Consider the following 25,597-nt stretch of genomic DNA (forward strand, 5'->3'; position numbering starts at 1 on the left):
ATGTCCCGAAGGGCCTGATGACCTGGCGGGATCGGTGGGGCCCGGTGTCCACCGACCGGGACACGGGTCACCGGTCGGGAAGTTGACCATGCTCTGGTTGCAGCCCGTTCAGCTGCCTATCCTCCGGCTTCATGCGTGCGATCAAGGTTCTGGCCAGTGCGGTTGCCGGTGCGCTCGTTTCCGGTCTCGTTCTGGGTGCGTTGTCGCGACTGTTCATGCGACTCATGACGCTCGCGGCCGACGGTGAGCCCAGGTTCAGTTGGACGGGGACGTTCTTCATCGCGGTTATCTACGTCGCCGCTGTGGCACCGGCTGCGCTGACGGCCGCGATCACGACGCGGTGGTGGCGCTGGATCGCCGCAGCGCTTGGGACGGCGTTCCTGATGGCGCCCGCCATCGGCATCTCCTCCGAAGAGATCGGCTACGTGCAAGGGCTTTCCACCATCGCCTGGATTGGCGTCGGCGCGGCCACGGCCGCTGTGTTCGCCACCGTGTTCGCCGCCCCGGCGGCCGCCATCTGGTTGGTGGACCGGGTCAGAATTCCAACGTCAGTTCGCCTGTCTCCAGCGTGAACCGTTGATGGTCAGGACCACCTTCCCGCACATCCACCCCGGGCGGCCCGCGCCGGACCGATCCAGGAGGCGGGCAGGGTGATCGTCTGCGACTCGATCGGCATTGACGCCCGGGAGACCCGATCTCCGATCCGCCGAGGAGCGTGATTCAGGCCGGAACCGCTGCCGGGCGGCACTATCGTGACATTCAGGTCCGGCAGGCCGTGCCGTACGAACCGGTCCTCCAGGGAGGGAAGCTCACGTGCCTTCAGACGTACCGCCGGACTTGGATGTCTTGATGCCCGCGGCGTTCCTGGGCCACGGCAACCCGATGAACGCCCTCGAGGTCAACCGGTACACCTCCGCGTGGAAAGCCTTCGGCGCCGCGGTGCCGCGCCCCCGCGCGATCCTGGTCGTCAGCGCCCATTGGTACATCAACGCCACGGCCGTCACCGCGATGCCCCGGCCGCGGACCATTCACGACTTCTACGGGTTTCCGCAGGAGCTGTTCGAGGTGCAGTACCCGGCGCCGGGGCTGCCCGAGCTGGCTGAGGAGGTCAGTGACGTCGTCCATCCGACCTGGGTCGGGGCGGACGTCGACAGCTGGGGCATCGACCACGGCACCTGGTCGGTGCTGCTGCACGCCTTTCCGGACGCGACGATTCCCGTCGTCCAGCTCAGCATCAACGCCGACAAGTCGTTGGACTACCACCTTCAACTCGGCGCCCGGCTCGCTCCACTGCGTCGGCGCGGTGTGCTGATCGTGGCGAGCGGCAACGTCGTGCACAACCTGCGCGGCATGGACTGGGCGCTGGCCGACGACGGCTTCGACTGGGCGCGACGCTTCGACGAGGATGCCAAGGCCCGGATGTTGACCGACCCGGGCGAGTACGCGACCCTCGACGCGCACGGGGACTTCCGCCGTGCGGTACCGACACCGGATCACTTCATCCCCGCGTTGTATCTCGCCGGTCTGGCCGCCGCCACGGACAACCCCGACACCGAGGTACTCGTCGACGGCTACGCCTACGGCTCGTTGTCCATGACGGCCTACACCCTGGGCATGTCCTGTCCGCCGGCTGCCGGCGAGGGCGGATCCCCGCAGCCACCGCCCGGGGTGCCGCCGGACGGCTCCAACATCTGAGCAGGTGCCGGCTGGGCGAATGCTCGCACGCTGAGGTCCGACTGATCCGCGAACCCACCACGGGACGCGTCCGGCAGCTCCCCGGTCGGTACCTCGTCGCGCCAGCGCCGGCGCCTGGCCCGCATCGCGGCACGGACCATCACCTGCCGGACGTACGCCTCCGGTCGCCCCTCCGGCACGCCCAACCGGTGCCACGACCGGTAGGCCGCGATCAGACCCTCCTGGGCGAGGTCCTCGCCCAGCCGGCCGTCACCGGTCAGCAGCACGCCGAACCGAACGATCTCGCGGTACCGGCCGGCGACGAAGTCCTCGTAGCCGGCGGGTTCCGCCCTGCGAAGCAAGCCCATACCCCATTAAGGGACCTGGACCTGCCCGATGGTTCCCCCATTTCGGTGCCCGGGTGACCTGGGTACGGTCGCCCGGGCATCGCGGGCTATGCCGTCGGCCTGGCTTCGTGCAGGATCCGGGCCAGCTCGGCCGGCCGGCTGAGCATCGGCCAGTGCCATGTCGGCAGTTCCTCGTACCGCCACGAATCGCCGGCCATGTGCCGGCACAGCGGCATGGTGGCGGCCATCTCGCGTGCCTGCTCGGCGGTGAAGCTCGACAGCACGCCGAGGCGGGGCAGCTTCTCCCACGCCCCGGTGAGCCGCACCGGGGCGGTGGCAGTCGCCCATGGTTGGGCCACCGACCGCTCATCGAGCAACGCGACGACCGATTCGTCCACGTCTGCTGCTCCTGCCGCCAGCAGGCCCCACGGCGGGGGCGGCAGCCGCCAGCCATCGCCGTGCTCGGCGACCACTGACGCGTTGCGTTCACGCTCCTGCGGTGGGCTGAAGTCCTCGTTCGCCGCCCCGTCGGGCAGTGGGCCGGTGTCGACGAAGACCAGTTGGGCGACGCGGTCGGTCATGCGGTCGGCAACGGCTGTCGTCACGACCGCGCCGGCGTAGCTGTGCCCGACGAGAACCACGTCGTGCAGGTCCTCGTAGCGAAGCAGGTTGACCACGTCGGTGACGTGGACGTCGAGGTCGGTGTCCGGGCGGGCCAGGTGGGCGCGCTCGCCCAGGCCGGTCAGGCTCAGCGGGTACACCTCGTGGCCGTGCGCGCGCAGGGCGGCGGTGACGGGGCGCCAGGCCCATGCGCCGAGCCAGAACCCGGGAACCAGTACGAAGGTCGTCATGCACGACACGCTACGATCAATACCGGACAGGTTCCGCCCGGATTGGAAGTAGGAATTTGTGACCCGGCCGACCGCGCGCGTACTGGCGTTGCTGGAGATCCTCCAGGCCGGCGGCGACTTCACCGTCACGGACCTGGCCGGTCGGCTGGGCGTCGACGAGCGCACGGTCCGCCGATACGCCGCGCATCTCGCCGACCTGGGCATCCCGGTCGAAGCCCGGCGCGGTCGCTACGGCGGATACCGGCTCGCGCCCGGGTACAAGCTGCCGCCACTCATGCTCACCGACGAGGAGGCGGTCGCCGTCATGCTCGGGCTCGTGGCCGCCGGCCGGGCCGGGCTGGTGACCGCCGAAGGCGCGGCCGCCGAGAGCGCGACCGCGAAGATCCGCCGGGTGCTGCCGGCCGTTCTCGCCCGGCGGATCGATTCGCTGCTGGAGACCGTGGACTTCACCGCACGGGTCCGCACGACCGCCCCGCCCGGCATCGAGGTGCTGCTGGTGCTCGCGGACGCGGCCCGACATCAGCAACCGGTGCACATCACCTACACCACCTGGCGCGGCCGGTCCGGCGAGCGCCGGCTCGACCCGTACGGGCTGGTCTTCCACGCCGGCCGGTGGTACGTCACCGGCCACGACCACAACCGCCGGGCCGTACGGACATTCCGGCTCGACCGAATCGGAACAGCCCACCCCATGCCGGGCAGGTTCGACATCCCGGCCGGCTTCGATCCCACCACGCAGGTCCTCACCGGCCTGGCAGCAGTGCCGTACGCGCACGACATCTCTGTGGTGCTGCACACCAGCCTGGCGCAGGCGCAGCGACGGATCCCGCAGTCGGTCGGCACGCTCACCGAGGTTCCAGGCGGAGTGCGCCTCACCGCCCGAGCCGAACGGCTCGACGGTGCGGCGCAGATGCTCGCCGGGCTCGGCTGGCCGTTCACGATCGACCGGCCGGACGAACTCAAGGACGAGGTACGGGCCCTGGCCAACCGGCTGCTCGCCGACGCCTGAGGGTCGGCAGAGGTGGTCAGGCGCGGCCGGGTCAGGCCGGCGGATCGTCCCGGAAGAGAGCGTCCCGCACGCCCCGGCCGCCCCAGCGGGTGGCGACGAGTTCGGGACGAGGGCGGGTCGGCTCGGGCATCCAGCGGTGTCGTCTGGTGTCGGGCGCGGGGTGGTCCCAGTCGGCGATCAGCGCGAAAGGGTCGACGCCCCGGCCTGGGCCGTCGTCACACAACTCGCGGACAACCATCGCTGGATGGAAGCGCAGTTCCTGCGCCACCCCGCAGTCGTCGGCCCGCCAGGCGACCACGGCCCCGCAGCCCTGACAGGCGACGCAGGGGATCCATCCCACCAGCGACCAGCAGCCCGTGCGGACACGGTCATGGACGAAGCGCGTCCCGCGTACGTCGCCGGGGGACAGGACGAACGTGCCGATGACCAGATCACGGCCGTAGGCGGCCTCGTCGATCGCGTACGCGCCGGGATACACGAGCGGCGGGTTCACGTGGTGGCAGTCCAGGACCGACCAGTGCGGCGCCGCCGGCAGTTCCACCAACCGGACCGGGATGCTCAGCATGTTCCCGCAGCCCGCACACCGAAAGCGCTCCACTGCCGCATTGTGACATCGCAGCCGAGCCACGGTGTCCGAGATCGACCGGGCGGTGGCCAGTGGGCGGGGGCCCGTCAGTGAGCACCGCTGGTACCGGCTGACTTCCTGGACGACTGCGTCGGCCTGCGCACCGATCGGCGGAATTCCTCGGGCAGCGACCGGGGCGTGCCTGAGGGACCATCGATGAAGCCGGCGTCGGCCGACGAGCCCGTTCGCTGAGTAGCGGCTCACCCGAAGACGGGTACGGCAGGCGGTCGGCTTTGCGGGGAAGCTTCGTCGAGTTCAGGTCGGCTTTGCACCATCTCCTGGGGTAACTGCGGAGGACATGGCGATGACTGTTGACTGGAGTCGGCTCGGGCACGCGTACGGGCAGGCGACCGACACCCCGGGGCACCTGGCCGCGCTGGAGTTCGGTGACGCCGACGCCCGGAAGGCTGCGCTGGATCACCTCGACATTGCGGTGCTGCACCAGGGTTTCCCGGAGACGGCGACCGCGCCTGCGGTTCGGGCCGTTACCGCGCTGCTCGCCGAGGGACGAGCCCACCCAGACACCGTCGAGTCGCTTCTGGAGTTCCTCGGCGATGCGGCGGTGAGCGTGACCCACCTCGCCGACGACCGCTACTTCGGCGAGATCCTGCCGGACCTCGCCGAAGCCGTGGCCGAGGCGTACCCGGTGGTGCTTCCGCTGCTCGCGGCGTCACCGCCGGACCGGGCGCTGTTCCGCGCGGAGAATCTTGTGGCGATCGCGCGGATGCGGTCCCTCGCCGACGGGCGGGAGGAACTGGCGGTGCTCGTCCTGCAGTGGTCGGAGCGAGGCGTCGAATCGCAGGCGGAGTGGCTGCACTGCCTCGGCCAACTCGGCGTCGACCTCCGCGACCGGCTCACCGACCCGGACCCGGCGGTCCGCCTGCGGGCCGCGCTGGCTCACGAGGACGACCCGCTCGCCCGTGAGCTGATCCTGGCCGCGCTGGCCGAGCCGCCACCTCCGGGGGTGCACCAGTTCGCGCTCGTCGCCGCGGCGATCCGCGTCGCTGCTGACTTCGACGAGATCGCGGCGGCTGCCTGCCAAATGGCCGGCCGGGACAGTTGGGCCGGCTTCGACGACGGCTGGGGCGCGTTGGTGCGGTTCGCGTTCCCCGAGCCGTATGCGACGCACCGGCCCCTAACCGAACCGCAACGCGCGCTGGTTCGGGCGCTGGTAACCAACGACCAGCTCTGGGACCCGACGAATGGGAGCTGCCGCCTCGTCTTCCAGCAGGCCGGACTACCGAGCACCCGGAGTGCGTGCGGCAGGCTCGCCGGGTGAGCGCCCTGAAGGATCAGACATCCGGAGCCGCTGCGATCCGATCGCTTTCCGGCCCGCCCTCTGAGCGGCACCTGGTCCTCGATACGCCCGGCGCGTCGCCGATAGGCTCGCGGCATGTGGACCTTACGCAGTCCCCAGGTGATTCTCTTCAGCGACGACCCCGCTCGGGCGGCCGCCTTCTACACCCGGCTGGGATTCCGGGAGACCTTCCGGGTACCGACCGACGGCGAACCGATTCACATCGATCTCGTCCTCGACGGATACAAGATCGGGATCGCCTCGGTGGCCTCCACCCGCGAGGACCACGGCTTGGACCCGGTCGCCGAAGGCCAGCGCGTCGCGGTCGTCCTCTGGACCGATGACACCACAGCGGCCTACGAGGGCCTGGTCGCAGGCGGAGCACCCGCTCTCGCACCTCCACACGTATGGCTCGACCGGCTACTGATCGCGTGGACCGCCGACCCCGACGGCAACCCGATCCAGATCGTTCAATCCCGGTGAGGCTGCCAACCGCTTGCCACGATCCGGCACCGCAGGTGGCTCACGCACGGTCAGTGCTGAGCAGGCGTCCACCACGCGAGGTTGGCGGTCACCTGGGCCACCGGCTCGATGATCTCCCACGCCTCGGCGATCAGCCCGTCGTCGATCCGCCAGATGTCGACGACCGCGATCTCCGGTCCTTCGCCGGGAAGCCAGCGCCGCGAGTACATCACGACGTGATCGCCGTCGGCCAGCACCTGATGGATCTCGACCTGCATGCCGGCGAGCGGTACCAGCGCGGCGCGAACGGCGGCGAGCCACTCCACCTTTGTCGATGTGGTTGAACCCGGCCTGTGGTGGACGAAGTCGTCACTCAGGAACCGGGCGAGCGCATCGACGTCGCCCGCCTCGATCAGTCCTGCCAGCGCCCGTTGGACGATGCTCTTGTTCGCCGTGGTCATGGATGCAGTGTTGGCGTGACCGCTCCGGTTGTCGATGAACTCGGATTTCATGGCGTCCGGCGCCACGATGAGTACGCTCCATCAGCGTGCACACGGTCGGGGAAATCCTGCGGCAGTGGCGGCAGCGCCGGGGACTCAGCCAACTTGATCTCGCGATAGCTGCGGACGTCTCGGCTCGTCACGTCAGCCTGGTCGAGACCGGTAAGTCCAAGCCGAGCCCCGACATGATCCTTCGACTCGCGGATCAGCTCCACGTGCCGCTGCGTGAACGCAACCGGCTGCTGCTCGCCGGGGGCTTCGCACCCCGGTACGCCGAGCGGTCGCTCGACCACAACGCGCTGTCAGCCGTCCACGACGCCGTCCGGAGGGTGCTCCGCGCCCACGAGCCCTACCCGGCGGTGGTCTTCGATCGCCGGTGGAACATCGTGATGACCAACCGCGCCGTCGATCCGTTCTTCGCGCAGGTGGCTCCTGACCTGCTGCGGCCGCCGGTCAACCTGGTACGCCTGGGACTGGACCCGCGCGGGTTCGGGCGCTTGGTCGTCAATCTGGCCGACGTACGCGCGGTGTTCCGCAGCCGGATCTCACGCCAGCTCGCCACCGCTCCCGATCCTGAGCTCACCGCACTCTACGAAGAGCTGCTGGCGCCCGAACCGGAGGATACGCCGGGTCAGCGGATCGAAACGGACGTCGTGATACCGATGATCCTTCGTGTCGGTGGACGGGAGCTGCGGCTGTTCTCGACCATCACCACGTTCGGCACCCCGATGGACATCACGATCGACGAGATCGCGATCGAGTCCTACTACCCGGCCGACGCGGAGAGCGCCGCCTACTTCACGACGTAGCGTCCTGTCAGCCGCTGGCAAGACGGCTTCGATGGCCGACGGCAGCCGGGTGTCATGCCCGGATCAGGCCGAGCGCCTCGTCGGCCCGGTCCAGGACGGTCACGCCGGCGCGGGCCAGCACGCGGGTGATACCCCTCTCGCCGGACAGGCCGGGACCCGCCCGTGACGACCCGCACCTGACGGGGTCAGCGGCGGATGAGGCCGAGTTCGGTGGCGGTGGCGACGGCGGCGGTACGCGACTCGACGCCGAGTTTGGCGTAGATGCGGGCCAGGTGGGACTTGACGGTGCCTTCGGTCAGGTGGAGGCGGGTGCCGATGCTGTGGTTCGACAGACCGTCGGCGACCAGGGCGATGACCTCGGTCTCGCGTCGGGTCAGTGTGGTGCGCGGCGTACGCAGGCGGTTCATCAGCCGGTTCGCGACGGTGGGCGCCAGCGCGGTGCGTCCGGCAGCGGCGGTGCGGACGGCGGCGGCGAGATCCTCGGGTGGGGCGTCCTTGAGGAGGTAGCCGGTGGCGCCGGCCTCGATGGCGGGCAGGGTGTCGGCGTCGGAGTCGTACGTGGTGACGATCAGCACGCGCGGCGCTTCCGGACGGGCGGTGATCCGGGCGGTGGCTTCGGCACCGCCCATGCCCTTCCCGAACTGCAGGTCCATCAGCACGACGTCGATGTCGCCCGCGGCGGCGCGGGTGACTGCCTCCTCGGCGGTGGCGGCTTCGGCCACGACGACCAGGTCGGGTTCGGTTTCCAGCACGGCGCGCAGTCCGGCCCGTACGACCGGGTGGTCGTCGGCCAGGAGGAGGCGGATGGGGACGTCGCCGGTCACGGGCGGCCCTCGGGCTCGGTCCTGGTGGGCGGCGTGAGGGGAAGCTCGGCGGTCACGGCGGTGCCCTGGCCGGGCGCGGATGCGACGGCCAGGGTGCCGCCGAGGGCGGCCATGCGGGCGCGCATGGCCGCCAGGCCGAAGCCGCCGCCGTCGACATCAGGGGCGGGCAGGTGGTCCGGGTCGAATCCGCGCCCGTCGTCGACGACGTGCAGGGCGATGCGGTCACCGAGATACCTGAGGGCGATCTCGGCCGTCGTGGCCTGGGCGTGGCGGACAGTGTTCGCGACTGTGGACTGGGCGATACGCAGGAGAGCCACCTCATGGGCGGTCGGCAGCGACACGGGGTCGCCGACGAGGTGGAAGCGGGCGGTCAGGCGGTGGCGGCCGCTGGTGGTGGTGCACAGGCGTTCCAGTGCGCCGGCCAGGGTGGTGCCTTCGAGGGTGGGCGGGGTGAGTGCGGCGACGAAGCGGCGGGCCTCGGCGAGGTTGTCCACGGCGACCTGACGGGCCGCGTCGACGTGACCGGAGGCGGCATCGGGCCGGCCGGGCAGGGCGCGCTCGGCGGCGCGCAACAGCAGCTGGATGCTGGACAGGCCCTGGGCGAGGGTGTCGTGGATCTCGCGAGCCAGACGCTCGCGCTCGGCGAGTACGCCGGCGGTGTGCTCGGCCCGGGCCAGATCGGCCCGGGTAGCGGTGAGTTCCTCGATCAGCTGCCTTCGCTGTTCGCTCTCCCGATACAGAGCCTGGTATCCCCACACCACCCCGACGGCGACGGCGGCGCCGAGCGCGGGACCGATCACCGTGGCCGGGGTGAAGGAGCCGGTGTGGGCGACGAACCCGGCGACGGCCGCCACGGCGGTGGCGATCACGGCGGCCAGGCCGGCGCGGCGCGGCAGCAGGTGGAGCTGGAGGAAGTACAGCGGGAAGGCCACCCAGATCGCGTCGGGGGACAGACCCAGCAACACCAGCCACGCGGCGCCGACGGCGACCAGCCACCACGCGGCGGCCCGCCGAGAGCGCCGGATGCGGGGGAGGAGCGGCCCGATGGCGTACGCCAGGCCGCACGCCACCGCCACGGCGACGATCGATCCGGCGTGCGGTCGGTCGTCGGCCACCGCCCGGCCCGCGGCCAGGACGAGCAGGCCGATGATCAGCAGGTGCAGGGACCAGGCCAGGGCTCGGGTGGTCGGGGTCAGGGCAGGGGCAGCGGTGCTCACAGTGCGTCCCACGTTACCGAGGCCGGCGGCCCGGGGGCCTCTATCGAAAGTTGGAACCCGGGCGCCGCCTTTCGGCCCGCGAAGTGCCGCCCTGCGCCAGACGCGGGCACGGGCGCCGGCGGTGATGGTGGAGTCGTACCGCTTCCACCGCCGGAAAGGACAGGCCGAGGCCGTGTTCGTCGCCTGGAGAGACCTGAAGTTCGCCAAGGGGCGCTTCGCCCTGATGGGGACCGTCATCGTGTTGATCACCCTGCTGGTCGGGCTGCTGTCCGGGTTGACGGCCGGACTGGGCCAGCAGAACATCTCCGCCATCACCGGCCTGCCCGCCGACAGGATCGCCTTCCAGGCGCCCGGCGAGGGCCAGGACGTGTCGTACTCCAACTCCACGGTCACGGAGAAGCAGTGGCAGCAGTGGGCCGAGGCCCCCGGAGTCATCGGCGCCGAGCCACTGGGCATCACCACGACGCGGGCCACCGCCGGAAACAGGAGCGTCGGCGTCTCCGCCTTCGGCGTCCAGCCCGGCTCCCGCCTGGCTCCCGACAGCGGCCGGATCGACGACCGCTCGGCGGTGCTGTCCACCAAGGCCGCCGACGACCTCGGGGTGCAGGCCGGCGACTCCGTCACCCTCGCCGGGCAGCGACTGACAGTGGCGGCCGTACGGGGCGACGCCTCCTTCAGCCACACCCCCGTGGTGTGGATCAGCCTGGGCGTGTGGCAGAAGGGCGCGCCTCCGACCGGCACCGGTGACGGCAGCCGGACGGCCACCGTCGTCGCCCTGACCACCACCTCGGAGGCCGATCCGGGAGCCACCGACCGGCAGGCGGGCACCAGGACGGTCTCCGTCTCCGACTCGCTGTCCGCGATCGGTTCCTACACCTCCGAGAACGGCTCCCTGCAGCTGATGCGCGGCTTCCTGTTCGTTATCTCCGCCCTCGTCATCGGGGCCTTCTTCACCGTCTGGACCATCCAGCGCAGCGGCGACGTCGCAGTGCTCAAGGCACTCGGCGCCCCCACCGCCAACCTCCTCAAGGACGCCCTCGGACAGGCCGTCGTCCTGCTCGTCGGCGGCACCCTGCTCGGCACCGGCATCGCCGCCGCGCTCGGCGCCCTCGTCGCCGGGTCCGCCGTGCCGTTCCTCCTCACCCCGGTGACCGTCCTCCTTCCCGCGGCCGTGATCGTCGTCCTCGGCGCCCTCGGAGCCGCTCTGGCCATCCGCCGCATCACCTCCGTCGACCCGCTGACCGCCCTGGGGAGCGCCCGATGAGCCTGAACCTGACCGACATCACCCTCACCTACCCCGACGGCGAGGGCCGCCTGACCGCCCTCGACCGCGTCACCCTGGACGTACCCAAGGGCAGCCTGACCGCCGTGATCGGTCCCTCCGGCTCCGGCAAGTCGAGCCTCCTCGCGGTCGCCGCGACCCTCATCACGCCCGACTCCGGCACCGTCACCATCGACGGCACCCCCACCACCGGATTGATGCGGAGCGAACTCGCCGACCTGCGCCGCCACAAGATCGGCATCGTCTTCCAGCAGCCCAACCTGCTGCCCTCCCTCACCGCTGCCGAGCAGCTCCAGGTCATGGCCCAGATCGACGGCCGCCCGCCGGCCAGAGCCCGTACCCGCGCCGTGGAACTCCTCGACGCGGTCGGCCTCGCCGGCCAGGCCGACCGCCGGCCGCACCAGCTCTCCGGCGGCCAGCGTCAGCGCGTCAACATCGCCCGCGCCCTGATGAACGACCCCACCGTCCTGCTCGTCGACGAACCCACCAGCGCGCTCGACCACGAACGCGGCGCCGCCGTCCTCGACCTGATCACCCGCCTCACCCACCAGCAGGCCACCGCCACCGTCCTGGTCACCCACGACCGCACCCACCTCACCGCCGTCGACCAGGTCGCCGAAGTCCACGACGGCCGACTCCACCTTCCGGCACCAGCCCGCTGAGGTACGGCCGAAGGTGGTGCCTGCTGTACCCGGACTGGGCAGCCCGCTGGATGGTCGCTGTTCCCCCAGCTCAATAGCGTTTCTGGTGCGCGCAGTTCCTGCCGATGACACGGAGAGAGGCCACCAGAATGGGACAGACCGTCGAGCCGGCGGTACGCGTCGAACACGTCACCCGCGTGTACGGCACCGGCCGCAACCGGGTGACCGCGCTCGCGGGCGTCGACGTCAGCTTCGACCGGGGGACCTTCACCGCGGTGATGGGACCGTCGGGCTCCGGCAAGAGCACGCTGTTGCAGATCGCGGCCGGGCTCGACCGCCCCACGAACGGCCGGGTGGTCCTCGGCGGCACCGACCTGTCCGGGCTGTCCGAGACGCGCCTGACCGAGCTGCGGCGTACCCGGATCGGGTTCGTCTTCCAGGCGTTCAACCTGATCGGCGCGCTCACCGTCGAGGAGAACATCGGACTTCCCCTGCGCCTGGCCGGCGTCCGCCCGGACCGGGCCTGGCTGGCCCACGTCGTCGAGCGGGTCGGCCTCGCCGGCCGGCTGCACCACCGGCCGGCGGCGCTGTCCGGCGGTCAGCAGCAGCGGGTGGCGATCGCCCGTGCGCTGGCCACCCGCCCCGAGGTGATCTTCTCGGACGAGCCCACCGGTGCCCTCGACTCGCGGACCGCGGCGGAGGTGCTCACTCTGTTGCGCGCGGTCGTGGACGAGCACGGGCAGACGGTGGTGATGGTGACCCACGATCCGATCGCCGCGTCGTACGCGGATCGGGTGCTCGTGCTGGCCGACGGTGCGATTGTCGCCGACCTCCCGCAGCTCGGCGCCGTGCGTATCGCCGAGCACCTGGCGTCGCTGGACGGGCGGGTCCTCCGATGACCGGTCTCGCCGCCCGCCTGCTGCGGCACCGCACCGGTCCCGCCGCCGCGACCCTGGTGGCCCTGATCGTCGGCGTGCTGATCCTGGTGGCGATGGGCACGCTGGTCGAGTCCGGACTGCGGTTCCGCCCGGAGCCGCGGCTGTGGGCGAGCGCCGACGTGGTCGTCGCCAACCGCACGATCAGCCACACGTTCCGGGAGTTCGACGGCGACACCACCACGAGCACTGTGGCGCTGCCCGAGGGCGGCACTGTGGACGCGGACCTGGTGGACCGGATCCGCCGGGTGCCGGGCGTCACGGCGGTCACCGGCGACGACCGGGTGCTGATCGGCTCACCCGCCGCCGTGGGACACGGCTGGGACACGTACGCCTTCACCGGTCGTCCCCTGGCCGCCGGCGCCGCACCGCGGGCCGACGACGATGTGGTGGTCGACACCCGGCTCGGCGTGGCGCCCGGCGGCCGCATCGACCTGGTCGTCGGTGGGGTCGGCCGGTCGTACCGGGTGAGCGGGACCACCGAGACCGGCTCGGCGGCGGTGTTCTTCACCGACGCGCAGGCCGCTCGCCTGTCCGCGCACCCGGGCCGGGTGGACGCGATCGGCGTACGGATGGCACCCGGCGCCGACGTCGGCGCGGTGCGCGAGATCGCGTCGGCGGCCGGCGCCACGGCGTACGCCGGGAAGGACCGCGGAAACGCCGAGCAGTCGGACCACCTGGCCGCCCAGAGCCTGCTGGTCGGGGCCGGGGCAGCCTTCGGCGGGTACGTCGTCCTGCTGATCGTGTTCGTGGTGGCCGGCACCATCGGGCTGTCCGTCCGGCACCGCCGCCGTGACCTGGCGTTGCTGCGCGCGGTCGCCGCCACGCCGGGGCAGGTGCGCCGCATGCTGGTCGCCGAGGCCACGCTGCTCGCCCTGGCCGGCTCCGCGATCGGCGGTCCTGCCGGTCTGCTGGCGGCCCGCTGGGTGCACGGTGAGCTGGTCGGGCGGGGGTTCGTGCCGGCCGGCTTCCCGATGGCGGGCGGGCTGTTCGCGGTGCCGGTCGCCATCGGTACGGCGGTCCTCGTCGCGGTGGTCGCCGCGCTGATCGCCGCACGCCGGGTCACCGCCATCAAGCCGATCGAGGCGCTCGGCGAGATCGCCGTCGAACCTCGCCGCGGCGGCCCGGTACGGCTGATCGCCGGGGTGCTGACGCTGATGGCGGCCGGCAGCGCCGGGGCGTTCACGCTCGGCGGCGCCGGGTCGGCCGGGGCGCTGGCCGGCGCGGTCGGCATGCTCTACCTGTTCGTCATCGCGGTGGCGCTGCTCGCACCCACCATCAACGCGTACGCGGCACGCCTGCTCACCCCGGTGCTGCCACGCGTCTGGCGGTCCGGCGGCTATCTGGCCGCGGCCAATCTGCGGGCCAACGCGCAGGGCATGGCGACCGTCCTGACCGCCCTCGTGCTGTCCGTCGGGTTCGGCGGCTCGGTCTGGTTCCTGCAGGACAACCTGGAGCGGCAGACCGCCACGCAGAGCGGCGCCGGAACCCTCGCCGAGCGGGTGGTCGTCGCTCCGGGCGGACTTCCGGGGGACGCGGCGCGGGAGATCCGCGAGCTGGCCGGGGTGCAGGCGGCGACCGGGGTACGCCGTACCCAGGTCGTGGTGCGGGCGCTCGGCGGCATCGAGCCGGTCGGCGCGCAGTCGGTCGACCCGGCGGACGTCACGTCGACGATGGACCTCGCCGTGCGCAAGGGCACCCTGGCCGACCTGGGCGCCGGCACCGTCGCCCTGTCCACGATGCAGGCGTCCTCGTCCGGCTGGGACGTCGGCGACAAGGCGGAACTCTGGCTGGGCGACGGCACCCTGGTCACGTTGAAGGTCATCGCCATCTACGACCGTGGCCTCGGCTTCGGCGACGTCACAGTGGCCGCCGAGACGGTCGCCGGGCACACGGCGGCAAGCACCGTCGACGAGGTCCTGGTCCGCGGCGGCCCGGACGCCGGCACCGCGCTGGCCACGTGGGCGGCGGCACGGCCCGGCACCGAGATTCTCGACGCCGCGACCCGTACGCGCCTGCTCAGCACCGATCTGGCGCTCGGTGCCTGGCTGAACCGGCTGCTGATCGGCGTGATGGTCGGGTACGCGGCGCTGGCGGCAGCCACCACGATGGTGATGGCGGCACTGGCCCGCCGCCGCGAGCTGGCGTTGCTGCAGTTGGTCGGGGTCACCCGCCGTCAGATCCGGGGGATGGTCCAGGCCGAACAGGCCGGGCTGCTCGGCACCGCGGTGCTGATCGGCGCGACGATCGCGGTGCTGACCCTGAGCGCGATCGTCAACGGACTGACCGGCAGCCCGATCCCGTACGTGCCGCCGCCCGGGTGGGCGGCGGTGCTCGGCGGTACGACGCTGCTGGCGTTGGTGAGCACGGTGTGGCCGGTCCGGCGGCTGCTCAGCGCTCCGCCGATCGACAACATCGGCCTGAAGGAGTAGGAGCGGTGTCACCGCCTGTCGGGTTCCTCGGCCAGGATGGCGGCGCTGACCTCGTGCACGAACGCCCGGACCTCGTCGAACCGGCCGGGATCGCTGTCCTGGCCGGAGTCGTACCACCAGTCGCGTGCCCAGAAGATCAGGTCCGCCCATCGCGGGAGGGCGGCGGCGGTCCGCTCGGCGGCCTGCCGCTTGGACAGTTGCCGCCCGTCGCACATGCGCTGGTAGGCCCGGCAGAGCGTGAGCACCGCGTACGACTGGGCTCCGGGTGGGGTCATCTCGAGTACCCAGGCCGGCCAGTCGCGGACGTGGTCCCGCAGGGCGGCGCGGACGAGGCCGGGGTCGGCGGCGGGCAGCAGCTCGCCGGCCGGCGGCCCCAGCAGCGTACGGCCGTAGTCGTGCACGGCGGCCCAGGTCACGACGCGGTGGGTGGTGGCGGGCAGCAGGTGCAACGACTCCCCGGGACTGATCCGGGCGATCAGGTGGTCCCGGCCGGGAACGGCGCGCACCGCGGCCAGTGACACGTACTCCACCTCGATCCGGCCCGCCCACAGCGGGTGCCGCCGGTCGAGGTCCGCGTGCAGGTCGGCGAGTACGTCGAGGAGCTTCTCGTCCGGGTCGTCGGCGAGGACCGCGAGCAGGTCGAGGTCGCTGCGGTTCACGTCGAAGTCGCCTGCCACGAACGAGCCGTGCAGGTACAGGCCCAGCAGCCGGTCGGCCAGAGTGCGGCGCGACGCCTCGCGGAGGTCGGAGAGAACCGTGTCGGGTGCGATCACCGGGTGATCATGCGCGGTGGGGCGCTGCGGGGCCACCGATAAAGCCGGCCCGCGAGCCGGTCTACGCGTAACCGCCCCTATGTGCTCGGCGGGTTGCGGTGCCGCTCGGCGATGCCCGACGCGGCCTGACGCTGCGCATCGTGCCGGTGCTGGTCCGCGCCGGCTCGGCGGACCGCAGCCGAGTCCTCGTCCGACGGGCTCCGCGCCCGGTCGCGCCGGGCGACGAAGACGACGAGCGCGAGCGCCACCAGCACGGCCACCACGAGCGACACCAGCATCGTTCTCATGGCCTCGACGCTACGGCGTACGCGCCGGCTCCGGAGTCCCGCGGCTCAGGGACGGCTCGGTCCGGTGTCGTCGTGGCGGAGGGAGTCCAACTCGGCGAGGTACATCGCCTGCAGGCGGCCGTGGTGCCGGACCAGCAGCCGGACCTCCTCGGCGCTGTAGCCCTCGACGAGCCGCTCCGCCCGCTCGGCGAAACGCTCGTACGGCCGCTCCAGGTCGGCGATCCGCTCCGGGCGTATCGTGACGACGACCCGCCGCCGGTCTGCGGGATCGCGTTCGGTCGTCACGTATCCCGCCTGCTGTAGCCGGCGGAGCATGCTGGTGACCGCACCGGTGGTGAGGTTGGTCCGCTCGGCGATCTGCCCCGCGGTGGCGGAGCCGACGTCCGCCAGGTGGTCCAGGCATTCCAGGTCGCTCACGGCGAGGCCCAGCCGCTCCGCGACGGCGTACCGGAACACCATGGACAGCCGCGACGTCTCCCGCCCGGCGCGCATGAGGTCGGCGATCGCGGAGGCACGGGCCGGATCGTGGGACATGCGGGCAATCATGCCTCCGGCACGGTGACCCGGTGCAGCCGAGGTAGCACGCGGGTCAGCACCCAGTGCGGTGCGGCGGCGCCGCCGGTGAGCCGGTGCATCAGCCGGCCGGCGGTGTCGACGGCGCGGAAGGCGTACGGCACCATCTCGTCCTGGTATGCGGCGATCGCTTCCTCCACCGGCGTGCCCTTCGTCCGAGCCTCGACCAGCTTGTGGCCGAGCAGGGCGGCGTCGCGCAGCGCCGTGTTGCCGCCGTGCGCGCCGAACGGTGGCATGACGTGCACGGCGTCGCCCATCATCGTCGCCCGCGGCACCGCCCACCGGCGCGGTCGCCGGCCGGTGGCGAACAGGTTGAGCACCGTGGCGTCCAGCTCGGCCGTGTCGACCAGCCGCCGGACGAGCGGGTGATAGTCGATGCTCATCCGGGCCGCCAGGTGCCACAGCGCCCGCAGGTCCCCGCGGACGCGGTCGGGCACCTCGTCCCGGCGGAGCAGCAGCGCCCACATGACGTAGTCGTCGCCGGTGGGGGCGTAGCTGCCCGGGGCCAGGCGGCTGAACGCCTCCCGTGGGCTCTCGCCGAACCGCATGGAGGTGAAGAAGAAGGCGCTGCCGGGCCGGTCGGCGATGGCAAGGACCCCGCTGGTACGCAGCGCGTCGGGGATGACGCTCGCGCCGTCACGCCGCAGCGGCGACCGGCCGTAGATGCCCGCCATCGGGGTGTCCGCCGGGTCGGCCTCCGGCATGAGCTGTGCGCGTAGCGCCGAGCCGACGCCGTCGGCGCCCACCACGACTGTCGCCGCGGCGGCGCTGCCGTCGGAGAACCGCAGCCGCAGCCCGGCCGGGCCGCCGCTGTCCACCGCGACGGCGGCCTTGCCGTAGTGGATGCGCCCGTCCAGCCCGGACTGGAGGATCGACCGCAGCGTCAGCCGGTCCACCTGACGGGTCTCGTGCGGGTCATCCTTGAAGGTGATCGTGAAGGCGTCCCGCAGCCGTCTGTCGGTGAAGCGCAGGTGCCCGCCGGGCTCGTCGCCGGTGGCCAGCGCCAGGCGGTACAGCGGTCGGGGCAGGCTCTCGCGCAGTGCCGCCAGCCCGTACCGGTCGAGGATGATGCGGTAGCCCTGCCGCCGGACGAAGGGGCCGGGGTCCCGCTCGTAGACGTGTACGTCGATGCCGGCGCGCGTCAGGTACTGGGCGAGGCAGAGGCCGGAGAGCCCGGCGCCGGAGATCGCCACGGAGAAGCCAGTCGATATGCCCATCCAATTACCTTAATCATTAAGATGATTTGGGCAAGGGCCACTGTGAACAGTCATCTTGGACGGATACTCAAGTTGGTTGTATATTCGGCGGCATGGGATCGACTTCGCGTCCCGCGCTACGGGAACCGTCGTACTTCGTCCTCGCCGCACTGCTCGGCGGTCCGCTCCACGGTTACGCCGTGATCAAGCGGATGACCGAGCTGTCCGACGGGCGGGTGACCCTCGCCGCCGGATCGCTGTACTCGGTGATCGACCGGCTGCTCGGCGAGGGCCTCGTCACCGCGGACGGTGAGGAGATCGTCAACGGGCGTGCCCGTCGCTACTACCGGCTCACCGACGAGGGCTGCCGCGTACTCACCGAAGAGGCCGACCGGCTCGCCCAGGCCGCCCGGGTGGTCATGGACCGCCTGCCACGCCGGGTCGCATCGCAGGCAAGTGCCCGCCCACCTTCCACCGTGAGGATCAGACCCGCATGAATTCCGATGTCCTGGAGAAGCGTTACCGGATGCTGCTGCGGGCCTACCCGGCCGGCTACCGCCGCGAACGCGCCGACGAACTGCTCGACACGCTGATCGGCGACGAGCCCACCATCCGTCGCTGGCCCAGCGTCCGGGAGGCGGCCTCGCTCGTCCGGGGCGGCCTGAGGGTGTACGGCGGCAGCGCCGCGCCCCGGCCCACCGCCGTGCTGCTCTGGCAGGGCGTCCACCTCGGTGCCGTCGCGGTGCTGGCACTGGGTGTGCTCATCGGCCTGGACGACATCCTCGAGGCCCTCCGGTACGGCGGGCTCTCGGACCCGCTGACCGTCCTGCGGAATCAGGGCGTCCACGAGGTGGTGCTGATCGCGGCGCTGGTGGCGCTCGTCGCGGGCCGTGCCCGTACCGCTGCCGTCCTGGCGGTGGCCGCGGCGGTGGTGCCGACCATGATCTCCCAGTACCTGTTCCTCAACGGCCTGCCGCAGTGGTGGGCGCCGGTTGTCGCCGCGCCGCTGATCGTGCTGGGCCTGCGGCGCCCGGCGGACGTGCCGCCGGCACCCCGGGCCAACGCCGTCCTGGTCACCGCCGGCATCCTCGCCCTGCACCTGATCCCGGCGGGCGGCCTCCGCATGGTCGACACGGGCCCGCGGATCGCCGCCGCCGCCATGGTGATCGTCGGCGTGGCCGCCTTCCTGTGGGTGGCGACGGCCGACCAGCGGCTGCTGATCGCGGTCGTCCCCACCCTGCTGCTGGGCACGCTGCACCAGCTGGACAACTCCGGGATGACGGGGGAACTGCTGCGCCGGCCGGACGCCCTGCCGTCGCTGGTCGTCGCGGTCCTCATGGCTGTCGTCGCGATCGTGTCGACGCGGCAGCGGCAGCGCACCCGCGCCTGACGGCGGGCGGGCGGTCCGGTCACGGCCGGACCGCCCGGCGGAGAATCGAGTACCGGACGGCCGTCAACTCGGTTGTGTGCCGCTGCAAGGCCTGGCAGCCTGACTGCCTCGGTCTGACGAGAGGCGGCCATGACGCGGACCTTCCTGCAGCCGGATGACCTGCACGACCTCGTGTCGGACCAGTTCGGCTCCGACCGGCGGCTCGCTGCCCTGGACCGGCTCACCGGCGGCACCAAGAAGGGCGTCTACCGGCTCCGGCTGAACGACCGGACGACAGTGATGCTGTACGTGTGGGCCGCGGGCGAGAACTACTGGCCGCCGTCCCCGGCCGTCCCGGACGACCCGTTCACTGACGCGTCCGGCGCGGATCTCTTCGCCGCCGGCCACGCGGCGCTCACCGAAGCAGGAGTGCGTGTCCCGCATCTGATGATGATCGACCGGGACGGCCGGCATCTCGACGCCGACATCGCGCTTGTCGAGGATGCCGGCGCACTGCGGCTGGAGGCGTTGCTGGAACACGATCCGGCCACCGCCGCAGCGCCGCTGTCCGCGCTCGGTGACGCCCTGCGCCGCATGCACACCACCTTCGGTCCGCACTACGGAAAGGTCGCGGCCGTCGCCCGAGGTGAGGCATCCCAGGCGCGGCGCACGGAAGACGTGATCGTCGACCGCGCGCTCGGCCACCTCGACGCGGCAGCGGCCCGCGACGCCCGGCTGGCCGATGCCCATCACCGGATCACCGCCCACGTACGCCGTCTCAGGAGCGCGGTCACCCCGCGCGAGGAGTACGGGCTGGTACACGGTGAACTCGGGCCGGATCACGTGCTCGTCACACCCGCCGGTGAGGCCGTCATGATCGATTTCGAGGGGCTGACGTACTTCGACGTCGAGTGGGAGCATGCCTGGCTGCGGATGCGTTTCGGTGACGCCTACCCGGCGCTGCGTCCGGTCGACCTCGATTCCCACCGGCTGGAGCTCTACCGGTACGCGCAGACGCTGTCCCTGATCGAAGGGCCACTGCGGATCGCGGACACCGACTTCCCGGATCGGAAATGGATGCTGGACCTCGCCGAACGGAACATCGTCAAGGCGCTCACCGGGTGTACCGGGCACGTCGCTGCATGATGCACCGCCCCTGGCGGCGGGGCAACCGGCGAGGAATGATCGGAGTACCCGCGGGCTGTCCGGCAGCAGCCCATGGCGCAGCAGAAGGGCGGTCGACGCCGATGACTCCGACGCAGCTACGGGCCTACGTCGCTGTCGTCCGGCTGGGATCGGTCAAGCGGGCCGCCGCGCAACTGGAGGTCTCCGAGCCGGCGGTCTCGCTGCTCATCGGCCAGTTGCGCAGAGAGTTCGGCGATCAGTTGTTCACGCGGACGGCGGAGGGACTGGCCTTCACACCCGGCGGGCTGCGGCTCGCCAGTCGCGCGGCCGAGATGCTGGGCCTGCAGGACCGTACGGTCCTGGAGGTCAGTTCGGCGGCACACGGCCGCCGGCTGCTGCGGGTCGCCGCGTCCAGCGAGTTCGCCGAGTTCGCCGCGCCGAGACTGATCGAGCTGTTCGCCAGGCGCGCGGCCGATCTCGACGTCGAGCTGAGCGTCTGCGACCCCGGCTCCTTCGAGTCGCTGCTGCTGACCCGGGCCGCGGACGTCGCGATGGGACCGCTGCCGCCGGCCGCTGATCCGGCGATCTCCGGCCGGCCCATGATGAACTACCGGCTCGTGACGGTCGTCGGCCCGGATCATCCGCTGGCCGGTGTGTCGGCGTCGCCGGGGCAGTTGCGCGATCAGACCTGGCTGCTCGGCCCGTCGGGCACCAACACTGTGGGCGCCGTTCCGGCGTTGCTGCGCCGGCTCGGGGTGCCCGAGGAGCGGCAGCAGATCTTCCAGAGCCACGCGGCGGCCCTGGGTGAGGCGCAGCGTGGCCGGGGGGTCGCGCCGGCGCTGTCGTTCACCGTGGCGCGGGACCTTCGCGGCGGCCAACTGGTGGCGTTGTCCGGGCCGCACGCCACGGCCGAGGCGGTATGGCATTCGCTGGTGCTCGTCACCCCCGGCACACCGTCCGTGGCGGCCGAGCTGTGCCGCTTCGCGTCGACGCCCCGGGCGATTCAGGCGATGATGCGCGGCGTGGGCGTCGCGGTGAACCGTTTCCGGCCCTCGGTGCACGTGACGCTCTGGAGCTGATCGGCGGCGTCCAGCAGGTCCCGGAACGTCGCGGCCGGCAGCAGCCGGTCACAGAAGGGCAGGGCCGCGGCCATGCCCGCCACCAGGGGAGCGAAGCCAGGGGCACCGGCGCGCGGGTTCAGCCAGACGACCCGGTGGGCACGGCGGCTCAGCCGCGCCATCACGGCGGCGAGTTCGTCCGGCGGGTCGCTGTCCCAGCCGTCCGAGCCGATCAGCACCACGGCACCGCGAACCGCGTCGCCGTGCGGGGACGCGAGCAGCGCCCGCAGGTTCGTCGCGATGCGCGTACCCCCGAACCGGTCGGTCACGGCGGCGCTGGCGTGCGCGATCGCCGCGGACGCCGACGTGTGGCGCAGCGCGACGGTGAGCCGGGTGAGCGTCGTGGCGAAGGCGAACACCTCCGCGTCGGTGACCACCGCGAAGGCCCGCAGCAGGTGCAGGTAGGCGTGGGCCTGGGCCCGCATCGACTCGCTGAGGTCGCACAGCAGCACCACCCGGCGCGGTCGGCGTACCGGTCGCTCGCGGACGACCTCGACGGGCTCCCAGGCGGTGCGACGGGCGCGGGCGATCGTCGGGCGCAGCGCGACCCGCCGCCCGGCCGGGCCTACCGCGTGCCGCCTGGTGCGCCGGGACGGCCAGCGGGCGACGGCCTCGCGCAGGGCCTCGCCGAGCAGTTCGACCTGGGCGGCGTCGAGGTCCTCGAACGGCCGGTCGGCGAGCCCGGCGAGGGCGCTGGGTCGCCGCTCGGGCAGCCGCACCCCGGCGTCGGAGGGCTCCGCCTCGGCGACCGGCGCCGGCAACGTCGCCCACGGCAGGCCGCCACCGTCGCCGGTGGCGTCGGTGTCCGCGGGCACCGGCAGGTGCACGTCGTCCCGGGTCCCCGGCGGAGCCGCGGACCGGGTGAGCGGTAGCGGGGGCGCGTCGACGAAGACAGCGGCGAAGACACGGTCGAAGGCGGCGAGGTCGGCGTGCCGCCGCACGAAGCTGATCCGGGCGGCCCAGTAGAGCGCACTCGTGTCCCCGGGAGTCCACACGGCGAGCGCCCGGACGAAGTCACCGGCCTCGGTGAGCCCGGCGTGCACGCCGGCCCGCCGCAACCGGCCGGCGAAGGCCGTCGCGAACGCCGCGCGGTCGACGCCGCGCAGCAAACCGGCGCTCACCGGCGTGCGACCCGCCAGGCGATCACCGCGCCGATGACGACGATCCCGACGAGCACCGGCACGAGGCGCTTGACGACGGCACCACCGGCGATGTCGAGCAGGTCCAGCGTTTCCGGCTCGGCGGCGGCCCCGGTCGACGGTCGACCGGTGGACGCCGACGTCGCCACGGGGGTGCCGGCCGCGGTGGCGGACCGGGATGCGGCGGGCGAGGCGGCGTCCGCGTCGGCCGCGAGGGTACGGGGCCTGGCCGTGGAGGCGTCGGGCTCGGTCGCGGCGGACGTGGCGCGCTCGGGCGTCGGGGCGACGGCCGGTGCGGGCTCGGATGCGTCCGGCGCGGTGGCCGGAGGCGGGGTGCTCTCAGCGGTCTCCTCGGCCGCCAGCTTCGCCTCCAGGTTCGCGACGAACTGGGCGAGCAGCTTGCCGGACACCTCCTTGATCATGCCGCTGCCGAACTGGGCCAACCGACCCGAGATCTTCAGATCGGTGTCCACGCTGACGACTGTGCGCTGATCGTCCGGCCGCAGTTCGGCGGTGACCAGAGCGGACGCGTTGGCCGCCGACCGCCGGTCGCGGCCCTTCGCCTCGATCACCCCCCGGTACCGCTCCTCGTCCTTCTCGACGAAGCGTGCGGTGCCGGCGAACTCGGAGACGACCGGCCCGACCTTGACCTTCACCGTGCCCTGGTGGAGGTCGCCGTCGACGCCGGTCAGCTGGGCGCCCGGCAGGCACGGCGCGATGCCCTCCAGGTCCGTCAGGACCGTCCAGGCCTGCGCGATCGGGACGTCGACGGTGAACTCATTGGTGATCTTCATGCCGGCCTCTCCTGGTGTGCGCCGAGCGCGGCGGCGACGGCGGCGCGGTCGTCGGGGGTCTTGGCGATGGTGCCGATGGTCCGGACGACGTCGTCGGCGGCGAGGTCGGCGGCGCCGAGCACGGAGAGCGCGGCGACCCAGTCGATGGCCTCGGCCATGCCGGGCGCCTTGTCCAGGCCGAGGGCGCGTACGTCGCCGACGAAGGCGGTCGCCGTGCGGATCAGCCGCTCCGTCGCGCCCGGCACGGCCCGTCGGACGATCTCGGTGGCGCGGCCCGGCTCCGGGAACTCGATCCAGTGGTACAGGCAGCGGCGGCGCAGCGCGTCGTGCAGGTCGCGGCTGCGGTTGGAGGTCAGCACCACTACCGGCGGCGTGGTCGCGGTGAACGTGCCCAGCTCGGGGATCGTGATCCCGGACTCGCCGAGGAACTCGAACAGCAGCGCCTCGAACTCGTCGTCGGCCCGGTCGATCTCGTCGATCAGCAGTACCGGCGGCACCGGTCCCGGGTGGCGTACCGCCCGCAGGATCGGCCGCTCCTGCAGGAACTCCGCGGCGAACAGGTCGGCGTCGGTGAGCGAGGCGCCCCGGGCCTCGGCCAGCCGGATGGCGAGCAACTGCCGCTGGTAGTTCCATTCGTACAGCGCCTCGCCGGGGGTCAGGCCCTCGTAGCACTGCAGCCGGATCAGCGTCGTGTCCAGCGCCCGCGCCAGTGCCTTCGCCGCGGCGGTCTTGCCGACGCCGGGCTCGCCCTCGAGCAGCAGCGGCTTGCCCAGTCGCAGCGCGAGGAAGACGGCCATCGCCATGCCGTCGTCGGCGAGGTAGTCGACGGCGTCGAGCCGGCACCGGACGGCCAGGGGGTCCTTCACCGCGCCTCGCCCGAGAGCAGCCGCCGGTAGTCCGCGCGGGTGTCCACGTCGATCGGCACCGGCCCGTCCACGGCTATCTCCGTGACCGGGTACCGGCCGGAGTGCAGCAGCTTCCACACCGCCTTGTCGCCGTGCAGGACACGCAGCTCCGGCAGGACGTCGCGGGCGAACCAGAACGGGTGCCCCAGGCCGTCGGCGTACCGGCACACCGCGAGTGGGGTGGCCGCCGCCGCGACCCGGCGTACGTCGGCGGCCCGTACGCCTGGTTGGTCGCCGAGCAGGAGCACGAGCCCGTCGGCGCGCGGGTCCACCGCCTGCGTCGCGGCGCGGACCGACGAGCCGCAGCCGGTGCTGAACTCGGCGTTCTCGACGACCTGGACCCCGGTCAGGTCCACCCGTGCGCGGACCAGGTCGGCGGCGCCGCCGAGGGTCACCAGCACCTGGTCGAAGGCGCACGAGCGGGCCAGGTCGAGGGTGGCGTCGAGCAGCGTCCGCCCGCGGTACGGCAGCAGCTGCTTGGCCTCGCCGAGGCGCACCGAGGCCCCGGCGGCCAGGACCAGGCCGGTCACGAACACGGCTACGCCGCCACGTGCCGGTCGAGGCAGCCGGGGCAGCAGAACCAGTGGTCGGTGCCGTCGATCCGCACGTGCGGGGTGTCCGGCCCGACCAGGACGGTCATCCCGCACACCGGGTCGACTGCCTGCTGGGGGAGCGCGACGGGCGCGGCGGGGGAGGAGGAGAGGCCGTCCACGCGGAGCGCCCGCACCACCTCTGCCATGATCGACAGGGCGATCTCCTGCGGTGAGCGCGCCCCGATCTCCAGCCCGGCCGGGGTACGGACCCGGGCGCGTTCGGCGTCGGTCAACGTCAGTTCGTCGAGCACCGCCGCCCCGCGCTTGTGGCTGGCGACCAGCGCGATGTGGCCCACGCCGGCATCCAGGGCGGCGCGGATGGCGTCCTGTTCGCCCTTGCCGAGGCCGGCCACCACGACCGCTGTGGCGCCGGAGAAGTCACCGGACGTGGCCACCTCGAAGTCGAGGAAGGCGGCGAGGGTGGCCACCGCCGCGCTGATCGGCGTGTCGCCCACCAGACCCAGCACGGGTACCGGTAGCACCGGGCGCAGGAAGATCTCCAGCGCCCCGCCCGAGTGGCACGGGTTGACCACGACTCGCGCTCCCGGGGTGTCGGGGAAGGCGGGCGCGCTGTCCGGCAGCACCCGCAGCAGCAGCGCGTTGCCGTCCCGGAGGGCGTCCAGGGCGGCCGCGCGCACCGAGTTCTCGGCGCACATCCCGCCGACGAAACCCTCGATGGTGCCGTCCGGCAGGATCACCGCGTCGTCGCCGGGCCGGGCCGACGTCGGGTCCTGCGCCCGGACCACAGTGGCGTGCACGAACGGCGCGCGCGAGGCGGTCAGATCCCGCGTACGGCCGGCGATCGTCGTCATGGCCACCT

The 25,597-nt window shown here is 72.4% G+C and carries 29 protein-coding genes; 14 read left to right on the top strand and 15 right to left on the bottom strand.

Annotated features, from left to right (window positions below; translation table 11 throughout):
- The first annotated feature begins 131 nt into the window (after positions 1-131).
- Positions 132-572, top strand: coding sequence for a hypothetical protein (locus ACQP26_RS09655; protein WP_433495508.1), 441 nt, complete (start codon positions 132-134; stop codon positions 570-572).
- 277 nt (positions 573-849) lie between these two features.
- Entirely contained in the window at positions 850-1,695 is an 846-nt protein-coding gene (gene ygiD / locus ACQP26_RS09660) for a 4,5-DOPA dioxygenase extradiol (RefSeq protein ID WP_433495509.1), read from the top strand.
- Here the strand turns inward: ygiD and ACQP26_RS09665 are convergent.
- Together ACQP26_RS09665 and ACQP26_RS09670 are read right to left on the bottom strand one after the other, a co-directional pair.
- The gene (locus tag ACQP26_RS09665) at positions 1,602-2,042 is read right to left on the bottom strand and encodes a sigma factor (RefSeq protein WP_433495510.1); all 441 of its coding nucleotides are present in this window, start codon (positions 2,040-2,042) and stop codon (positions 1,602-1,604) included. The genes ygiD and ACQP26_RS09665 overlap by 94 nt on opposite strands.
- Positions 2,043-2,128: 86 nt before the next feature.
- Positions 2,129-2,872 carry an alpha/beta fold hydrolase gene (locus ACQP26_RS09670; protein WP_433495511.1) on the bottom strand — a complete coding sequence of 248 codons (744 nt, stop codon included), beginning with the start codon at positions 2,870-2,872 and terminating at the stop codon, positions 2,129-2,131.
- A 58-nt stretch (positions 2,873-2,930) separates the two neighbouring features.
- Between ACQP26_RS09670 and ACQP26_RS09675 the strand changes: the two genes are divergently transcribed.
- Complete coding sequence (locus tag ACQP26_RS09675) at positions 2,931-3,881, top strand: helix-turn-helix transcriptional regulator (protein ID WP_281578555.1); 951 nt, start codon at positions 2,931-2,933, stop codon at positions 3,879-3,881.
- 31 nt (positions 3,882-3,912) lie between these two features.
- Here ACQP26_RS09675 and ACQP26_RS09680 read toward each other — a convergent pair whose 3' ends face one another.
- The gene (locus ACQP26_RS09680; RefSeq protein WP_433495512.1) at positions 3,913-4,446 is read right to left on the bottom strand and encodes a hypothetical protein; all 534 of its coding nucleotides are present in this window, start codon (positions 4,444-4,446) and stop codon (positions 3,913-3,915) included.
- A 364-nt stretch (positions 4,447-4,810) separates the two neighbouring features.
- On the opposite strand from ACQP26_RS09680, the gene ACQP26_RS09685 reads away from it, so the two are divergent.
- Together ACQP26_RS09685 and ACQP26_RS09690 are read left to right on the top strand one after the other, a co-directional pair.
- Positions 4,811-5,785: a hypothetical protein gene (locus ACQP26_RS09685; RefSeq protein ID WP_433495513.1), complete on the top strand. Its 975-nt coding sequence runs from the start codon at positions 4,811-4,813 to the stop codon at positions 5,783-5,785.
- Positions 5,786-5,899: 114 nt separating this feature from the next.
- Positions 5,900-6,286, top strand: coding sequence for a VOC family protein (locus ACQP26_RS09690; RefSeq protein WP_433495514.1), 387 nt, complete (start codon positions 5,900-5,902; stop codon positions 6,284-6,286).
- 50 nt (positions 6,287-6,336) lie between these two features.
- On the opposite strand, the gene ACQP26_RS09695 is transcribed toward ACQP26_RS09690, so the two are convergent.
- Positions 6,337-6,792: a nuclear transport factor 2 family protein gene (locus ACQP26_RS09695; RefSeq protein WP_281578553.1), complete on the bottom strand. Its 456-nt coding sequence runs from the start codon at positions 6,790-6,792 to the stop codon at positions 6,337-6,339.
- A gap of 14 nt (positions 6,793-6,806) precedes the next feature.
- Here ACQP26_RS09695 and ACQP26_RS09700 point away from each other — a divergent pair, with 14 nt between their 5' ends.
- The gene (locus ACQP26_RS09700) at positions 6,807-7,574 is read left to right on the top strand and encodes a helix-turn-helix domain-containing protein (protein ID WP_433496117.1); all 768 of its coding nucleotides are present in this window, start codon (positions 6,807-6,809) and stop codon (positions 7,572-7,574) included.
- Positions 7,575-7,759: 185 nt separating this feature from the next.
- On the opposite strand, the gene ACQP26_RS09705 is transcribed toward ACQP26_RS09700, so the two are convergent.
- The gene (locus ACQP26_RS09705; RefSeq protein ID WP_433495515.1) at positions 7,760-8,398 is read right to left on the bottom strand and encodes a response regulator; all 639 of its coding nucleotides are present in this window, start codon (positions 8,396-8,398) and stop codon (positions 7,760-7,762) included.
- Positions 8,395-9,615: a sensor histidine kinase gene (locus ACQP26_RS09710; RefSeq protein ID WP_433495516.1), complete on the bottom strand. Its 1,221-nt coding sequence runs from the start codon at positions 9,613-9,615 to the stop codon at positions 8,395-8,397. The genes ACQP26_RS09705 and ACQP26_RS09710 overlap by 4 nt, the downstream gene beginning before the upstream one ends.
- 124 nt (positions 9,616-9,739) lie before the next feature.
- Between ACQP26_RS09710 and ACQP26_RS09715 the strand changes: the two genes are divergently transcribed.
- From ACQP26_RS09715 to ACQP26_RS09730, 4 genes are all read left to right on the top strand, one after another.
- A complete protein-coding gene (locus ACQP26_RS09715; RefSeq protein WP_269700978.1) occupies positions 9,740-10,879 on the top strand; it encodes an ABC transporter permease in 1,140 nt (379 codons plus the stop codon).
- Complete coding sequence (locus tag ACQP26_RS09720; protein WP_433495517.1) at positions 10,876-11,559, top strand: ABC transporter ATP-binding protein; 684 nt, start codon at positions 10,876-10,878, stop codon at positions 11,557-11,559. Before ACQP26_RS09715 ends, ACQP26_RS09720 begins: the two co-directional genes overlap by 4 nt.
- Positions 11,560-11,687: 128 nt before the next feature.
- Positions 11,688-12,437 (top strand): ABC transporter ATP-binding protein, encoded by a 750-nt coding sequence (locus tag ACQP26_RS09725; RefSeq protein ID WP_433495518.1) that lies wholly within the window; start codon positions 11,688-11,690, stop codon positions 12,435-12,437.
- Positions 12,434-14,905, top strand: coding sequence for an FtsX-like permease family protein (locus ACQP26_RS09730; RefSeq protein ID WP_433495519.1), 2,472 nt, complete (start codon positions 12,434-12,436; stop codon positions 14,903-14,905). Before ACQP26_RS09725 ends, ACQP26_RS09730 begins: the two co-directional genes overlap by 4 nt.
- An 8-nt stretch (positions 14,906-14,913) precedes the next feature.
- Here ACQP26_RS09730 and ACQP26_RS09735 read toward each other — a convergent pair whose 3' ends face one another.
- From ACQP26_RS09735 to ACQP26_RS09750, 4 genes are all read right to left on the bottom strand, one after another.
- Positions 14,914-15,678, bottom strand: a complete 765-nt coding sequence (locus ACQP26_RS09735; protein WP_433495520.1) for an aminoglycoside adenylyltransferase domain-containing protein — start codon at positions 15,676-15,678, stop codon at positions 14,914-14,916.
- 77 nt (positions 15,679-15,755) lie between these two features.
- On the bottom strand, positions 15,756-15,965 hold the full coding sequence (locus ACQP26_RS09740; protein WP_433495521.1) for a hypothetical protein: 210 nt from the start codon (positions 15,963-15,965) through the stop codon (positions 15,756-15,758).
- A gap of 45 nt (positions 15,966-16,010) precedes the next feature.
- On the bottom strand, positions 16,011-16,499 hold the full coding sequence (locus ACQP26_RS09745) for a MarR family winged helix-turn-helix transcriptional regulator (protein ID WP_433495522.1): 489 nt from the start codon (positions 16,497-16,499) through the stop codon (positions 16,011-16,013).
- A gap of 8 nt (positions 16,500-16,507) precedes the next feature.
- Positions 16,508-17,755, bottom strand: coding sequence for an FAD-dependent oxidoreductase (locus ACQP26_RS09750; RefSeq protein ID WP_433495523.1), 1,248 nt, complete (start codon positions 17,753-17,755; stop codon positions 16,508-16,510).
- A gap of 92 nt (positions 17,756-17,847) precedes the next feature.
- Here ACQP26_RS09750 and ACQP26_RS09755 point away from each other — a divergent pair, with 92 nt between their 5' ends.
- The 4 genes from ACQP26_RS09755 to ACQP26_RS09770 all read left to right on the top strand — a co-directional run bounded on the left by ACQP26_RS09755 (position 17,848) and on the right by ACQP26_RS09770 (position 21,307).
- Positions 17,848-18,231, top strand: a complete 384-nt coding sequence (locus ACQP26_RS09755) for a PadR family transcriptional regulator (protein WP_433495524.1) — start codon at positions 17,848-17,850, stop codon at positions 18,229-18,231.
- Positions 18,228-19,124, top strand: a complete 897-nt coding sequence (locus ACQP26_RS09760; protein WP_433495525.1) for a hypothetical protein — start codon at positions 18,228-18,230, stop codon at positions 19,122-19,124. Before ACQP26_RS09755 ends, ACQP26_RS09760 begins: the two co-directional genes overlap by 4 nt.
- 129 nt (positions 19,125-19,253) lie before the next feature.
- Entirely contained in the window at positions 19,254-20,249 is a 996-nt protein-coding gene (locus ACQP26_RS09765; RefSeq protein WP_433495526.1) for a phosphotransferase family protein, read from the top strand.
- A 101-nt stretch (positions 20,250-20,350) separates the two neighbouring features.
- Complete coding sequence (locus tag ACQP26_RS09770; RefSeq protein WP_281578539.1) at positions 20,351-21,307, top strand: LysR family transcriptional regulator; 957 nt, start codon at positions 20,351-20,353, stop codon at positions 21,305-21,307.
- Here the strand turns inward: ACQP26_RS09770 and ACQP26_RS09775 are convergent.
- Genes ACQP26_RS09775 through ACQP26_RS09795 form a run of 5 tightly spaced genes read right to left on the bottom strand, consistent with a single transcriptional unit; the run spans position 21,232 to position 25,589 of the window.
- Positions 21,232-22,467: a vWA domain-containing protein gene (locus ACQP26_RS09775; protein WP_433495527.1), complete on the bottom strand. Its 1,236-nt coding sequence runs from the start codon at positions 22,465-22,467 to the stop codon at positions 21,232-21,234. The two genes, ACQP26_RS09770 and ACQP26_RS09775, sit on opposite strands and share 76 nt — an antisense overlap.
- Positions 22,464-23,279, bottom strand: a complete 816-nt coding sequence (locus tag ACQP26_RS09780; protein WP_433495528.1) for an SRPBCC domain-containing protein — start codon at positions 23,277-23,279, stop codon at positions 22,464-22,466. The genes ACQP26_RS09775 and ACQP26_RS09780 overlap by 4 nt, the downstream gene beginning before the upstream one ends.
- Positions 23,276-24,145, bottom strand: coding sequence for an AAA family ATPase (locus ACQP26_RS09785; protein ID WP_433495529.1), 870 nt, complete (start codon positions 24,143-24,145; stop codon positions 23,276-23,278). Before ACQP26_RS09785 ends, ACQP26_RS09780 begins: the two co-directional genes overlap by 4 nt.
- A complete protein-coding gene (locus ACQP26_RS09790) occupies positions 24,142-24,714 on the bottom strand; it encodes a nucleotidyltransferase family protein (protein ID WP_433495530.1) in 573 nt (190 codons plus the stop codon). Before ACQP26_RS09790 ends, ACQP26_RS09785 begins: the two co-directional genes overlap by 4 nt.
- Positions 24,715-24,722: 8 nt before the next feature.
- Positions 24,723-25,589: an XdhC family protein gene (locus tag ACQP26_RS09795; protein ID WP_433495531.1), complete on the bottom strand. Its 867-nt coding sequence runs from the start codon at positions 25,587-25,589 to the stop codon at positions 24,723-24,725.
- Positions 25,590-25,597: the final 8 nt, after the last annotated feature.

Source organism: Micromonospora sp. CA-248089 (assembly GCF_050948515.1).
GTDB lineage: Bacteria > Actinomycetota > Actinomycetes > Mycobacteriales > Micromonosporaceae > Micromonospora.

Coding starts and splice junctions, on each gene's coding strand:
- ACQP26_RS09655 (WP_433495508.1), top strand. CDS start 132: ATGCGTGCGATCAAGGTTCTGGCCAGTGCGGTTGCCGGTGCGCTCGTT.
- ygiD (WP_433495509.1), top strand. CDS start 850: ATGCCCGCGGCGTTCCTGGGCCACGGCAACCCGATGAACGCCCTCGAG.
- ACQP26_RS09665 (WP_433495510.1), bottom strand. CDS start 2,042: ATGGGCTTGCTTCGCAGGGCGGAACCCGCCGGCTACGAGGACTTCGTC.
- ACQP26_RS09670 (WP_433495511.1), bottom strand. CDS start 2,872: ATGACGACCTTCGTACTGGTTCCCGGGTTCTGGCTCGGCGCATGGGCC.
- ACQP26_RS09680 (WP_433495512.1), bottom strand. CDS start 4,446: ATGCTGAGCATCCCGGTCCGGTTGGTGGAACTGCCGGCGGCGCCGCAC.
- ACQP26_RS09685 (WP_433495513.1), top strand. CDS start 4,811: ATGACTGTTGACTGGAGTCGGCTCGGGCACGCGTACGGGCAGGCGACC.
- ACQP26_RS09690 (WP_433495514.1), top strand. CDS start 5,900: ATGTGGACCTTACGCAGTCCCCAGGTGATTCTCTTCAGCGACGACCCC.
- ACQP26_RS09715 (WP_269700978.1), top strand. CDS start 9,740: ATGGTGGAGTCGTACCGCTTCCACCGCCGGAAAGGACAGGCCGAGGCC.
- ACQP26_RS09720 (WP_433495517.1), top strand. CDS start 10,876: ATGAGCCTGAACCTGACCGACATCACCCTCACCTACCCCGACGGCGAG.
- ACQP26_RS09725 (WP_433495518.1), top strand. CDS start 11,688: ATGGGACAGACCGTCGAGCCGGCGGTACGCGTCGAACACGTCACCCGC.
- ACQP26_RS09730 (WP_433495519.1), top strand. CDS start 12,434: ATGACCGGTCTCGCCGCCCGCCTGCTGCGGCACCGCACCGGTCCCGCC.
- ACQP26_RS09740 (WP_433495521.1), bottom strand. CDS start 15,965: ATGAGAACGATGCTGGTGTCGCTCGTGGTGGCCGTGCTGGTGGCGCTC.
- ACQP26_RS09745 (WP_433495522.1), bottom strand. CDS start 16,499: ATGTCCCACGATCCGGCCCGTGCCTCCGCGATCGCCGACCTCATGCGC.
- ACQP26_RS09750 (WP_433495523.1), bottom strand. CDS start 17,755: ATGGGCATATCGACTGGCTTCTCCGTGGCGATCTCCGGCGCCGGGCTC.
- ACQP26_RS09755 (WP_433495524.1), top strand. CDS start 17,848: ATGGGATCGACTTCGCGTCCCGCGCTACGGGAACCGTCGTACTTCGTC.
- ACQP26_RS09760 (WP_433495525.1), top strand. CDS start 18,228: ATGAATTCCGATGTCCTGGAGAAGCGTTACCGGATGCTGCTGCGGGCC.
- ACQP26_RS09765 (WP_433495526.1), top strand. CDS start 19,254: ATGACGCGGACCTTCCTGCAGCCGGATGACCTGCACGACCTCGTGTCG.
- ACQP26_RS09770 (WP_281578539.1), top strand. CDS start 20,351: ATGACTCCGACGCAGCTACGGGCCTACGTCGCTGTCGTCCGGCTGGGA.
- ACQP26_RS09780 (WP_433495528.1), bottom strand. CDS start 23,279: ATGAAGATCACCAATGAGTTCACCGTCGACGTCCCGATCGCGCAGGCC.
- ACQP26_RS09795 (WP_433495531.1), bottom strand. CDS start 25,589: ATGACGACGATCGCCGGCCGTACGCGGGATCTGACCGCCTCGCGCGCG.